This is a genomic window from Parabacteroides sp. AF17-28 (assembly GCF_003479205.1).
GTDB lineage: Bacteria > Bacteroidota > Bacteroidia > Bacteroidales > Tannerellaceae > Parabacteroides > Parabacteroides acidifaciens.
Map to the genome: position 1 here is coordinate 115951 of NZ_QUGV01000008.1, position 13904 is coordinate 129854.

Annotated in this window: 12 protein-coding genes; all 12 read right to left on the bottom strand. The window is 52.5% G+C overall.

Annotated features, from left to right (window positions below; genetic code table 11):
- Window positions 1-7: 7 nt before the first annotated feature.
- Complete coding sequence (locus tag DWW90_RS07745) at window positions 8-1309, bottom strand: ABC transporter permease (protein ID WP_122344562.1); 1302 nt, start codon at window positions 1307-1309, stop codon at window positions 8-10.
- A gap of 132 nt (window positions 1310-1441) precedes the next feature.
- On the bottom strand, window positions 1442-2722 hold the full coding sequence (locus tag DWW90_RS07750) for an FtsX-like permease family protein (protein ID WP_122344563.1): 1281 nt from the start codon (window positions 2720-2722) through the stop codon (window positions 1442-1444).
- Window positions 2723-2734: 12 nt separating this feature from the next.
- On the bottom strand, window positions 2735-4042 hold the full coding sequence (locus tag DWW90_RS07755) for an ABC transporter permease (protein WP_122344564.1): 1308 nt from the start codon (window positions 4040-4042) through the stop codon (window positions 2735-2737).
- A 15-nt stretch (window positions 4043-4057) separates the two neighbouring features.
- The gene (locus DWW90_RS07760; protein ID WP_122332956.1) at window positions 4058-4723 is read right to left on the bottom strand and encodes an ABC transporter ATP-binding protein; all 666 of its coding nucleotides are present in this window, start codon (window positions 4721-4723) and stop codon (window positions 4058-4060) included.
- Between the two features lie 184 nt (window positions 4724-4907).
- Window positions 4908-6182: an ABC transporter permease gene (locus tag DWW90_RS07765; RefSeq protein WP_122344565.1), complete on the bottom strand. Its 1275-nt coding sequence runs from the start codon at window positions 6180-6182 to the stop codon at window positions 4908-4910.
- Window positions 6183-6188: 6 nt separating this feature from the next.
- Window positions 6189-6893, bottom strand: a complete 705-nt coding sequence (locus DWW90_RS20740; protein ID WP_233547673.1) for an ABC transporter permease — start codon at window positions 6891-6893, stop codon at window positions 6189-6191.
- Window positions 6894-7457 carry an ABC transporter permease gene (locus tag DWW90_RS20745; protein WP_233547674.1) on the bottom strand — a complete coding sequence of 188 codons (564 nt, stop codon included), beginning with the start codon at window positions 7455-7457 and terminating at the stop codon, window positions 6894-6896.
- Between the two features lie 22 nt (window positions 7458-7479).
- On the bottom strand, window positions 7480-8751 hold the full coding sequence (locus DWW90_RS07775) for an FtsX-like permease family protein (RefSeq protein ID WP_122344566.1): 1272 nt from the start codon (window positions 8749-8751) through the stop codon (window positions 7480-7482).
- 25 nt (window positions 8752-8776) lie between these two features.
- Window positions 8777-10051, bottom strand: a complete 1275-nt coding sequence (locus DWW90_RS07780; protein WP_122344567.1) for an ABC transporter permease — start codon at window positions 10049-10051, stop codon at window positions 8777-8779.
- A gap of 12 nt (window positions 10052-10063) precedes the next feature.
- Complete coding sequence (locus tag DWW90_RS07785) at window positions 10064-11332, bottom strand: ABC transporter permease (RefSeq protein ID WP_122344568.1); 1269 nt, start codon at window positions 11330-11332, stop codon at window positions 10064-10066.
- A gap of 20 nt (window positions 11333-11352) precedes the next feature.
- Window positions 11353-12621: an ABC transporter permease gene (locus DWW90_RS07790; RefSeq protein WP_122344569.1), complete on the bottom strand. Its 1269-nt coding sequence runs from the start codon at window positions 12619-12621 to the stop codon at window positions 11353-11355.
- Window position 12622: 1 nt separating this feature from the next.
- Window positions 12623-13867: an efflux RND transporter periplasmic adaptor subunit gene (locus DWW90_RS07795; RefSeq protein ID WP_115498149.1), complete on the bottom strand. Its 1245-nt coding sequence runs from the start codon at window positions 13865-13867 to the stop codon at window positions 12623-12625.
- Window positions 13868-13904 lie beyond the last annotated feature (37 nt).

The following is a 13904-nucleotide window of genomic DNA, read 5'->3' on the forward strand; positions in this document are numbered from 1 at the left end:
AAGGCTACTATTTTGCGTTCAACGAATAAATGATCTGACGGTGTGAAGCTCTCCAAGCAGGTATCAGCGCAGAAAGCAGGTTCAGCACGAAGCACACGAAGAGGGCGATGCCGAACACCTGGAAGTTCATCAGCATCCCCGGCGTAAAGACCACATCGGCTCCTTCCGGCAATACGTCGACAAAGGTCGCATCGAGCTGCAAGATCCAGTCGCGGCTCAAATAGATCAGCAAATAGGAAAACAGCAGCCCGAACAGCCCTCCCAAAAAGGTGAAGAGGAAGTTTTCCGAGATGATCTGCCCCATCAGCGTCCCGGTCGGAGCACCGAAAGCCCGCCTGACGCCCATCTCGGCCAACCGCCGCTCCATACGCGAGTCGGTCATTCCCGAGAGGCTGACGGACAGCACCAGGAGCAGGATCAAGACGATCAGCCCGTATTGAAGGAGCAGACTTCCGAAATCCGGAGCGCTGTTGCTCCAATAACGGAAAGTAGACTGCCAATAATAGTCCGGCTGTCCCAAAGCAGTGAACGTACCGCCTTTCAGCGATTTCCCATAGCGTTCCACCCGCTCTTCAGCCTCCTGCTTCAAAGCTTTCAGGTTCGTGCCACGTGAAGCCAGTATGTAGGCGTTGAATTTACCCAATACTCCGGTATTGTTCCAGCTATCGTTCGGCTTATAATCATCGGCCACCGTGTAGGGAAACCAGATCTGCGCATAGGTCTTCTCTGTCACTAACGAAGCGTCCTGCACAATGCCGCATACACGGTATTGCCTGAAGTTAACCGAGATATACTTGCCCGTGGCCTCCTCGTCACCGAAGAGCCGGTGCGCCAGGCTCCGGGCGATGACAGCTGTCCGGATAGCCGACTGCTGATCTGCCTCGGTGAAAGCTTTCCCTTCGAGGAAGCGGAAAGGGAACACCCGCCAGAAGTCCGTATTCACAAACTTCACCGTCACCGGCAACTGCACAGGATCACCTTCGGGCTGTACCAGGAATTCGTCGTCTTCTCTTGCCATCAATGCGATTGCCTCCACGCCTTTCAGCGACCCGAAGCAGGCGTCGATCATCCCCTCGGAAAGGGAGCTGCTGGACTGCCCGCCGCCTTCACTATTAAACGTCCCGCTCTTGGCGACCAGAATCCGGTCGCGGTTCGTCTCCGGATAGATATTCGCTACCCTCATATAGAAGACAATCGACAGCACCATCACCATCGACACGGACAGCCCCGTCCCGACAACATAGATCAGGCTGAAGAGACGTTCTTGCCGGATTAGGTTCCAGGCTTGTTTGAGATAGATTTTCAGCATATTATTTGATATTAGATATTTATATGAGAGTGTGTCAAAAGTCCTATTTATAGCGTCTGTGTCCTGGCGGGCTTGACACGCAATGACACGCTAAAGCGTTAGAACTTACTTTTGACACACCTGCATTATTTATTACTCATAGTGCAACGCCTCCGCCGGTTCCAGCCGTGACGCCTTACGCGAAGGATACCAGGTGGCAAGGAAAATAACGAACGCCAGAACGCTCCATGTCAGCAAGCTGACTGTAAGGAAACGTCCCACGCCAGCCGCCATGACCGTTGTCGAAAGCACGTCCATCCAAACCAGATTCAGGCAGACCAGCAACGCCGGCAACGTTGCAAGCGTCAGCAGTAACAGCCCTTCCCCGATCATCAGCCCTTGAATGCCCGAACGGGAAGAACCGACAGCCATACGCAAACCCAACTCGCTACGCCGGCGGCGCACCCGGAACCAGAACGTCCCGATCACCGCCAGGAAAACATTCACCAGAAAGAATGCACCCAGAGCCGAGAACAACTTCCGGCTGCCCGTCTCCGGCGAGTTTGCCAGATAATCGGCACGAACCTTCTGATAACTTCTGATGTCCGACACCCAGAGGTTGCCCGCCATCAGCTGCCGCTTCATCTCCCGGAGGAACTTCCCGGCATAATCCGCCGAAGCGACGCCCGGACGGGTGCGGAAGGTTATTTGCACATTCGTCAAATCCTCTTCCACCATCTCCTCCTCACCCGCCAGCTCGGGCAAACTGAAAAGGCCGAAGGCAACATGCCGATGACCGATGCTATACTCATCATTGCGCACAGGTTCCGTCACCGCCACAATATGCCTGGGGACCGAATCGCCACCGGAATACAACTCCGACCCGATCACATCCGTACGGCCGAACAGCGTCTCGGCTATGCCGGCTGAAATCACGATATCCGTCGTGTTCTTCATGCCCGGCAACTTTGCGCCCAGCTCTTCCGGCGAACCGCCCGATATCGAACCGATGCCGAACACCCGGAAATAGTCGGGCGAAACCAGCATATAACGGATATTAAGCCGTGTGGAATCGCGCCAGACCCCGTTCCCGATATTGGAGTGCGTATAAGGCAACGAATAGTAGGACAACCCGACCACCTCCACATCGGGATGCTGGCGGATGCGTTCCACGATACGCTCGAGGTTACGCATCGGTTCTTCGCTTCCTTCCTCATACTCGATGAACGAAGGATTGTCCGACGAACGGAGCGAAACGACCGCCTGATACACATTGTCGAGCTTATACCCCACCGGACGGTGCATCAATACACCCTGCATCAGGAAATAGTCCGTCATGAACCACAGCACCACGAACACCACCAAGAGCTCCGCCAACACCCACGTGTTGCTCCGGAACTGCGACCAGATCAATTTCAATATATGTTTTATCATAATCGTCCGATTTTAAGCATTTAGTGCCTCTGTTATATTCACCTTCACCGCACGCCAGGCAGGAACCATCGAAGAAAGCAGGTTCAAGACCAGGCAGACCACAAAGGCATAGAGAAAGACTTCCCAGTTGAGCAACATCCCCGCCGAAAGGAAAATCGACCCGCCCGTCCCCATCTGCATCGCAAAGACGCCGGACGACAGCAGGAGATTCCGAAACAGGAACACCAGCACGTACGAGAACAGCAGCCCCGCCACTCCGCCGGGCAGCATCAGTAACATATTCTCCACGAAGATCTGCGACATCAACGTCCCACGCGGTGCGCCGAACGCCTTGCGGACACCGATCTCCGGTATGCGGTCTTGCATATGCGACGTGTTCAGCCCCGACAGGTTCAACGCCGGAACGAGCAGGAAAAGCAGCAGGACGATCGACAGCGTCATATAGGTCTGTTTCACATCCATCCGGAGCAAGCTGCCGACCATCTGGTCCACATAAGAGACAGGATCGTTGCAAGTCACCTGCCCTTCCGTCAAGGTCGTGTTATAACGTTTCACCTCCTGCGCCAATTCGTCTTTAAGGAGACCTATGTCGTCCGCATCGCGCAACAGGATATTCGCAACCAAGATATGAGCCGACCCTTCCTTCTCATCCGCCATCTTATTCATAATGACAGCCATCGAAGTATAGGGGATCCACACATCTGCACACACATCAGAAGCAACGCCGGACACATCCGCCACGACTCCGCTCACGATATATTTCACGTCATTGATCAACACAGTCTGCCCTGTCACCTCCGTTTCCCCGAACAGCTTCCGGCTCAGCGACTCCGTAAGCACGGCACGCGGCAGACCGGACTGGAAATCGGCCTCCGTAAAGGGTCTCCCCTCCTCAAACGTAAAGGCATAAACTCTCCAAAACTGGTCGTTGCATCCCATGAGGCTGACTTTCGGCGCCTCATCGTGCCCCGGCGCCTGCATGAAGACATCGCCCACCGTGAAAGGCATCATCTGCGTCATAGTCGCGACAGCGACAGCTTCAGGTGTCTTCAGGTTATACATGACCTCTTTCGCGAAGCGAGGACCGACACAGCTGTTGAGGTGCCCTTTGTCGTCATTCATGTTGAAGGAAACATTCGTCACGTAGCACATCCGGTCACGGTTCACCTCCGGGGCGATATTGGCTGTCCGGATATGGTAGACCACCGCCATCACCATGACCATCGAGATCGCCAGTCCCGTCCCGATGATATATACGGCGCTGAAGAAGCGATTCTGCTTCATCAACTGCCAGGCTTGTCTGAGATATTGTTTATACATATTACGAATTATAAGTTACATCACTTGCCGTCCGTCGAAGAAGCGCACTGTGCGTGAGGTTTGCTTGGCCTGCTCGTCGTTATGGGTTACCATGACGATGGTGCGGCCGTCTTCCTTGTTCAGTTTGTGGAGCAGTTCCATGACTTCGGCTCCCATCTTGGAGTCCAGGTTACCGGTCGGCTCATCGGCGAGGATGATGTCGGGGTTGCCGACAATGGCACGGGCGATGGCGACACGCTGACACTGACCACCGGAGAGCTGCGTCGGGAAATGGCGCATACGGTGCGAAAGGCCGACCTTTTCGAGCACGGCTTCGGCAGCGGCACGGCGTTCCTTGGCACTGACCTTGCGGTAGAGCAACGGAAGCTCGACGTTATCGAGTACGTTCAGCGAGTTGATCAGGTGGAAGGACTGGAAAACGAAGCCGAGCTTCTGGTTACGAAATGTCGCCAGCTGCTTGTCGTTCATGTTGACGGTGTTAGTGCCGGCGATCTCGACAGACCCGGAAGTCGGGGAATCCAGCAGGCCGATGATGTTCAGCAGTGTCGATTTACCACAACCGGAGGGGCCCATGATACTAAGAAACTCTCCTTTATTGACTGTCAGGTTCACATTTTCCAAAGCTACCGTCTCGATCTCTTTCGTCCGGTAGATCTTCTCAAGATTTGTAAGTGTAATCATAATCGTTATTGTTTGTTGGGCGGGATGAGCCGACCGTTGTTATTATATTCTGTGTTTAACCGGGATCGTTCACCCGGTATATCCTCCGATAGGCAAATTGCGTGCCAAAGAAGTAAGTTATTATTAATCAATTATTTTCAAAACAAGACAGTGTCCGATATTGAACACATTGTCCGTTTTTGTGTTATTCATCGTGCAACGTGTCTGCCGGCTGCATCCGCATGGCGCGGAAGGCGGGGAAGCCCATGCCGATGACGACCATTAAGCCGATCATCATGAGCGTCAGTCCCATACCCCACAGGATACGAGCGGCAACGGAGAGTTGCATATCCGTCTGCGTCGTCACCTCCATATAAGCCAGGTTGGCGAATATGATAGCCGCTGGGACAAACGCGATCCCTAACAGGACGAAACCCTCGGTGAAGAGATGCCGGAAGATATTGCGGCGCGAAGCTCCCATCGCCATACGAAGGCCGATCTCGGCGCTACGCTGCTGGGTGCGGAACCAGAAGGTGCCGATAATCCCTAAGAAGACGTTGAGCAGGAAGAAGAGGATGCAGGAGGCGTACATCCGGATATTATCGACCCAGGAACGGAGGAACTCGTTCCGGTAATAGGTCATCGGAATCACTTCCTTCAGGTAAATATTGCCGAGACGCATCTGTTGGGACATCTCGCGAGTGAAGTCGTCAACGAAGCGGCTGTTGTCCGCCGCAGGCTTCACACGGATAAAGAGGTTGAGTACGTCAGCCACCCCAGCACTCGAATTGCGGAAAGCCTCCTCCGTTCCCACCGGCTTATAATAAGCATAATCATAACTGCTGAAATCAGCGTAGCGCTGCGGCTCGGAAACAGCCCCGATGCGATAGGCCATACTGTCGGTACGGCCCTGGTCGGTGATCCATATCTCCTTCCGTTCCGCCTTCCCGGCATCGCCAAAAAAGGTTTCGGCAACGGTTCCCGTCACCACAATTTGGTTGTCATGCAAAGCCTGTTCCAACTTTTCCCACGATTCTCCGTGTGCCGTCTTCACCCGGAAGACGCGAAAATAGGCGGGGTCCACATGGCGCAAATAACCTTGACGGGCCAAGGAGTCGTTCTTGAAGGTAGCGAAAGAGTTACTTCCCCTGTAATGGAAATGGTTGTTGCTGGTGTAGCAGACACTCTCGACCGACGGGTTATGGGCCAGACGATCATAAAGCGTCAGGAAATCGCCCCCGCCGTAATGGCTATGGATAGCGGTCGTATCATAGTCGGCGCTACTCTGCGGAACCGTTGCCAGCCGTACGTGATAGACATGCGAGATATCAAAACCCAACGGCCTTTCATATTCTTTATAATTGACGTATAACGTATCCACCATATACCAGAGGAAGACGGAGACGACTAACAGTTCCAGAAAGATAAGCACATTGCCCTTACGCTCATTCCAAAGTTGTATAAAGATCATTCTTAACATAAGGCATCAATTGTTTATGGAGTCTATAATATTCACCTGCGACACCCGCCAGGCCGGAATGCCGGCCGACATAAGATTCATCACCAGGCAAAACAGGAAGGCTGCGAGAAAGACATAGCCGTTAAGCATACCACCCGACAGACCTGCGTCGCCCAGAGATGTGACCAGCAGCCAGTCCCGCAGCAGCCAGATGGCAACGTACGAGAAGCAAAGCCCCAGCAACCCGCCTACCAACGTAAAGACCAGGTTCTCGAACAGGACTTGCCCGATGATATTGCCTTTCGACGCACCGAAGGCACGCCTCACACCCAACTCGGCTATCCGCTTGCGCATCCTCGACAGGGTGATGCCGGAAAGGTTAAAGGCCGGTACCAGAAGCAGGATGAAGAGGATAATGCCGTAACGGAGGAAAGCGCCTGCCATATCCGCCTTCCCTTCGTTGCCTCCGTTTAACCACTCCACAATCTGCGAATTGGGCTGATATCCGATATCAGCTTTACAATCGGAAAGGGTGGAGTTGAATTTTGCAATACGGCTCTGCACTTCCCGGCGAAGTTCCTCCTCCGTAACACCTTCTTTCAGCAGGACACAGCAGTTGAAATGTCCGTTGATGCCTTCGGACCAATACGTATTGTACTCCGTACCTGCCGTATAGGGAATCCACATCTCCGCCCATGCCGTGTTAGCAAAGCGGGAGACGTCTTTCACCACTCAGCAGACGCGGAAAACATTGAAGTTAAGTTTCATCTCCTTCCCCACCGCCTGTTCACTGCCAAAAAGAGCGCGGGCGATATGCTCGCTCAGGACTACCGTACGGATGCCACTCTCGAAATCAGCTTCTGTGAATGGCTTGCCTTCGATAAAGTCGAACGAGAAGAGCTTCCAGAAAGCAGGATCGGTCTGGATCACTTTGCCGTTGCTGCTCTTCAAACCGTCCATGCTGAGTGCAGATTGATTATTCCAGCGGTCCCGTATAATGGCGGTCGTCACTTCTGCACATTCCAGGGGATAATAACATTCACGTATAAGCGGTAGGCCTATGCTTCCGAAGGAAAGACGCCGTCCGTCGTCTTTGCCTACTGACATGGCAACGGAAAGATAATAGGTCCTGTCCCGGTTCACCTCGGGACGGAAGCCGGCAGTCTTTGCTATATACAAGATCACGATCACCATAACCATACAGATCGCCAAAGCTGTCCCAATAATGGAGATCACGCTCAGGAGCTTATTTTCCCCGAGTAGCCGGAAGGCTTGTTTGAGATATTGTTTTATCATATTACAGTGTTTTTTGCAGTGTTTATTCATAGTGCAACGCCTCCGCTGGCGCCAGCCGGACCGCCTTGCGGACGGGGAACCAGATGCCGATGCAGATCATGGCGGCCATCAGCAGGTAAGTCAAGCCAAAGGTCACGAGGAAGCGCATTGCGGTGAGTGGCTGGCGATACGTATCGAGCCGGTCCATATACACCATATTGAAGGCGAAGATGATGATCAGCGGCAAGGTCATCGCCAACAGGCAAAGGCCTTCGGTGTACATATAGCGTTGGAGTGTGATACGGTGGGCGCCCAGCGCCATGCGGAGGCCGATCTCGCCCTTGCGGTTCTGCATCCGGAGCCAGAAGGTACCGATAATGCCGAAGAAGACATTCACTAACATAAAAGCCATCAGTGACATCTTGTTGCTTGCCTCCCGTTCGTAATATTCGAGGTGGCCTTCACGAAAGTAAGAGATGGGGGTGACACCGTAGACGTAGAGGTTGTTCACCGTCAGCCGGTCGCCCATGCCGTCGAGGAAGCGGTTCATCTCGTCCTGCGTGTAAGCCCGTTTCATGCGGACGCAGAACTCGGCCCGTTCGGCTCCGAAACCACTTACAACCGAGTTGAAGATTTCTCCTTCGAGACATTGGTAAAAGCTGGCTTCCGGACGTTCGTATTCGTTCGACCGGATGGAAGTGGAGACAGCGGCGATCTCGGAAGTCTGTTCGTTCTCGCTATGGTAGACGCGGCGGCCGACGATGTTGGGGGCTCCGTGATAGAAACCTTCTGCCATCTCCGGCGTGATCACGATAGCGTTGTGGCGGCCCTTAATTTTGTCGTAGACCTGCCCACCGTCGTTCGTTTGGATACGGAAAAGGCGGAAATACTCAGGCGTAACGTTGCGCATCTGAAATGACTCCATCGTCTTGGCATAGAGGGTATCGCCATCCACCGGCTTGACGGGACGCCAGGAGTTACCGTTCGAATAGGGACAGGAGTAGAAGGTGACGCAGACATCCTCAACTTCCGGATTCTGGCGGATCTGGTTCATCAGTTGTGTAAGATCTTCGGGATCGGACGAATGGTAAAGCGAATCGATGACGTAACCCGGCGCCTTTGCATTCAGTTTGCCCAGCTTGAAACGCCAGACGTTCTCGATGTCGAAACCTAATGGTGCATGATAGGTGCGGTTGTCCACCCAGAAAGTATCCACCATCATCCAGAGGACGCCAGCGACAATCAGCAGTTCCGCAAATATCCAGCCGTTCGTGCGACGCTGGTTCCACATTATTTTCAGTATATGTTTGATCATGGGGGCATGAATTATAAATTGTGAATTATGAATTATCATTGTCTTTTAGGGCATCCACTATTTGCTCCCTGGCAATGCGGATTGCCGGCAGACCGGCACTCAGCAGGTTCAGCAACAGGGAGAAAAAGAGGGCAGCGGCAAAGAGAGCGGGTTTGAACAGCATCTCGAACGTAATCACCATCTCTCTGGACAGCAAGAACGACTTGCAAAGATGAAGGAGCACGACGGAGAGGATGATCCCGATGATCCCTCCTATCATCGTCGTAATCAGGTTTTCACACAACACCTGCGTCAGCAGACGCTCTTTCGTCGCCCCAAAAGCTTTGCGAAGCCCCATCTCGGAACGGCGTTTCTGGACAGACGACTGGATGACACCTGTCAGGTTCAACGTCGGTACCAGCAGGAGGAAGAGCAGTAAGGGCACCTTCTGGGTCAAGTATTCCAGCCAGCCGACTTGTATGCCTCCATTCATGTCGTTCGAGCCCAACGCCACATCCACACGGGAGAAAACGTAGTTGATCCCCAGCACAAAGTCACGTCCGGCAGCGTTATAGCGGGCGACCGCCTGCTTGATCTCCGCACGGATAGCATCGAAGTCGCCGGAGCTATGCGCCAGGATCACAGCCTGGAAGTTGCCACAAACGTCTCCGCACGACTGATTATTCACGTAATTGGTATTACTGGTATAAGGCACCCAGACATCGGAATAAGCACTACCAGCCGCCCGCGAAGGCTCTTTCACCACGCCTGTAACCGTATAAGAAACATATCCCATCTCGATCTCTTTCCCGACAGGTTCCTCCGAGCCGAACAGTTTGCGGGCCAGCGTATTCGTGATCACGGCACGGGGCAAGCCCGAACTGAAATCAGCCTCCGTAAAGGGCTTGCCGGCGAGGAAGTGGAAGTCGAAGACTTTCCAGAATCCGGGATCGGTATAGCAGATCACATACTCTTCGAACAACCGCCGGTTCGGCAGGGAAACGATCGACCTGTCTTTTGCCATAGCAGTCACAGACTCGGGTGTCTGAAGGGGATAAAGACATTCCTTCACTACACCGTCCGACATGGCTGTGGAATTACGGTTGTTCGGATCGGTTTGAGAATCAGCCCGTATGCCGAGGATATAAAGCATCCTGTCACGGTTCGACTCCGGCCGGAAGCCTACCAGCCGGATTTGGAACTGAAGCACAACCACCAGTATCATTGCGATAGAGAGAGCCGTTCCTAAAATCGAGATCACGCTGGTGAGGCGGTTCTCCTTCAGCATCTGAAGGGCTTGTTTGAGATATTGTTTGAACATGTTCGTCGTGTTTTATTCGTAATGTAATGATTCTGCCGGATCCATCTTCGCGATCTTCTGTGCCGGGAACCAGATGCCGACCCAGATCATGCCGGCCAGCAGCAGGCAGGTACCGCCAAAGGTAACCAGGAAACGCCACAAGGAATAAGGCTGACGATAGGTGTCCGGCATATCGAAGTAGAGCATATTGAAAATAAAGATCAGGACCAATGGCACGGTGAAGGACAGCAGACAGAGACCTTCCACATTCATAAACTGCTTCAGTTTGCTCCGGGAAGCTCCAAGAGCGGCACGCAGACCAAGTTCGCCCCGGCGGTATTGCGTGCGGAGCCAGAAGGTTCCGACGATGCCGAAGAAGACGTTGACCAGCATGAAACCGATGAGAACGGACTTCTTCGTCAGGTTGTCCGTACGGGGTTTCAGGAAAGAGGTCCGCATTTCCTGCAGTGACTTTACGCTGGAGACATAGAGGTTATTCACGGTCAGGCGGTCGCTCATCTGTTGCAAAAAAGCCTCCATATCTTCCGCACGGAAACCGTCTTTCATCCGGATGAAGCATTCCATGTTCTGGGCCTGTGCCCAGTCAGCGGCATCAATGACATCCTTGTCGCTGCGCCACAGGAGATAGAAGCAAGGTTCGCTCTTATCATATTCTGTCCGCCGGATCGGAGTGGAAACGGCAGCTACAGTTATCGATTCATTGGAAGTACTGCCCACTTTCACTTGCCTGCCGGCACCTGCCTGTCCGTTCCAAAAGTCTTTCTCCATATCAGCAGTAATAACAAGCTCACCCGTATGCTGCTCTACAATCGGACGCAAGGGATGTCCCTCCTGGTCCGTAAACCGAAAGACATCATAATAGGAAGGCTGCACCGTTAAACGCTGGAATGTATTGGCCTTTTGCGTCGTATCAGCCTCCGCCTGGATCAGAGAACTCCAAGAAGTATTCCAGGAATAAGGACAGGCAGCATAAGCAAGACTGGCCTCTTCCACCTTGGGGTTCTGACGCAGGTTATCAACCAGACGTATCAAATCTTCCCCGTCGGATGTCTGGTGGAGTTCGTCCGGAACGTAACCGGGAACATCCGGGCTTATCTTCCCGAGGTTTACCTTATATACATTTGTGATATCGAAACCTAACGGAGCTTTGTAGGTACTAACATCCACAAACAGGGAATCCATCATAACCCAAAAAATGGCTACGACCAACAGCAACTCCATAAAGATCCAGACATTGCTTCTGCGCTGGTTCCATATTATTTTCAGTATATGCTTAATCATCGTCTTATCGTATTAATGGTTTATCTATTATCTTCTCCATCTTTCAGAGAGGTCACAATCTGTTGCCGGGCGACCTGTACAGCCGGAATACCGGCCGAAAGCAAATTGATCAGCAGGCTGAACAACAGAGCCAGTAAGAAAATAGCAGGCTGGAAGATCATGTCACCGCTCAACAACGTTCCGCTGTCCTTCAACAGGAAGTCTTTACAAAGCGGCAGGAACGACAACGACAAAGCCAGCCCTAAAGCACCTCCCAAAAGGGTTATGACGCAGTTCTCATACAACACCTGGCGGACAAGTACCCCGAAGGTCGCTCCGAACGCCTTGCGCACCCCCATCTCCGAACGCCGTTTCTGTACGGAAGACTGCGTTACACCCAACAGGTTCAAGGCGGGGACGAGCAACAAAAACAACAGCAAGCCGCCTGTCTCCATCAGATAGTCTTTCAGTTTCACTTTACGTTGCCCGATAGAACCGATCGCAACATCAAAACGGGTGATCGGGTTCTCGAAGAAGTTGATCTGTGCATCTTTCTTTGTTGCATTGTAGCGGGCCGTCTGTCCGAGCAATTCCTGGCGGAGAGCGTCGAAATCATGGCTATCCTTTGCCAACAAGCATACGGAAAACCATCCGGACATATTCTCCGAATAGACATTCGACATCAGGATATGATCGGATGTATAGGGAACCCACACGTTTCCATAGGCCGTATCGGCCGCCCGGCTGACGTCTTCCACCACGCCGCAAATCGTATAAGTAGCCAAATCGATGATAACAGGTTTCCCGACGACATCGGTCGTCCCATACAGATGCTTCGCGATACTTGTCGACACCACTGCCTGCGGAATGGCCGAATCAAAATCGGCCTGCGTAAAAGGTTTGCCTGCCACGAAGCGGAAAGAGAATATCTTCCAGAAACCGGGGTCTGTATATTTGATATCATAGGCCTTATACATCCGTTTGCCCGGTATGGAAAGCGGTTTCGCCTGTGAAGCATATCCGGAGACAGCTTCAGGTAATTTCAGGGAATAGAAGCATTCCTTTACGGCTTCGGGCGACATATTACCGCGGTTCCAGCCGTCGTTCGACCGAACTTCCGTACCGCTGTCCACATACATCATCCTGTCGCGGTCATTCTCCGGATAAAAGCTTGCGAATTGTATCTGGAACACCAGCACTACCACCATAATCATGGCAATGGAGATCGCCGTACCGGCTATGGATATGATGCTGATTAGACGGTTCTCTTTCAGCATCTGAACGGCTTGTTTAACGTATTGCTTAATCATGTTATTCTAATTTCAGTTTGTTCTTGTCTTTATAAGCATTCATATCGGAAACTACGACCTGGTCGCCTTCCTGCAGGCCGCTGACCACTTCCACGTATTCAAAGTTGCTGTCGCCCAACTGTACCTTGCGTTTGAGCAGCTGATCGCCGTTGACGACAAAGAGTTCGTATTCCCCTTTCCCTACATAATAGGAGGAATTGGCAATGCGGAGCACATCATCTTTCACAGCGTTCATCACGTAGACATCTGTCTTCAAACCGGAGCGCAAGCGCTTGTGGTTGTCCTCATCCAACTGTACGGTGAAAGAGATCACCCCGTTTTTCGAGAGTGGCGTGACGTCGCTCACCGTACCGTCCAGCTTGTCGCTGCCGATCTTAATGACCGCTTTACTGCCGGCGGCAATGCGGTCACCGTAGGTATCGGCAATCTCGCCTTCGATCTTGAAATGGGACAAGTCGGAAACGATTGCCACCTTCGCCCCCTGCCCGATCTGCGAACCGATCTCGTTATTTACATATGTCAGGATCGCTTTGCGGGGCGAACGGATCTGGGCATCGTCCAGGGTCCGCTTGGTTTCGGCAAGACTTTTGCGGAAGATATTCAGTTCCAACTCCTTTACTTTCAAGTCTGCTTCAGTCAGGGCCTGTTCGTTCGTGTACTTCTGTTCATCTTCTTTTAGTTTAAGAAGGCTCACGTTATAATCGAGTTCCACTTGGCGGACCTTGTCGGTCGTGCCGGCTCCGAGGCTGTCTAAATAGCGCTCGTTCCGGAGTTCCACGGCCTTACGGTCCAGTTCCATGCGGGAGACTTTCAGGTTCATTTCCATTTCCGACAACTTGTTATGGTTCACCACACGCTGTTGTTGCAGTTGCAGGCTCTTCATCTGTTCCTCATCCAGTTGCTTTTTATACTCTGTTTCGGCGCTCTGCAAATCCAGTTTCAGGATAGGCGTGCCGACATCCACCGAGTCACCGCCACGCTTGTAGACTTCCACGATACGCGAGTTGATCGGCGAGTTGATAATCTCTTCAAACGCCGGAATCACTTTACCGGAAGCGCTGACCGATACTTCGATCACGCCCTTGTCGACTGTCGAAATGTTCAGATCCTTCCGTTTCAGACTCGTCTGAAGCATGGAGATCACCACCACAACCAGGACGATAAGACCACCGGCGACTGCTCCTATTTTGAGAAACTGCTTGCGTTGTTCTTTCTTCTGTACTTCTTTTGATATCTCTCTGTCCATATTTTGTATTGTTTTAATTCACGTTTACCGGCATTAC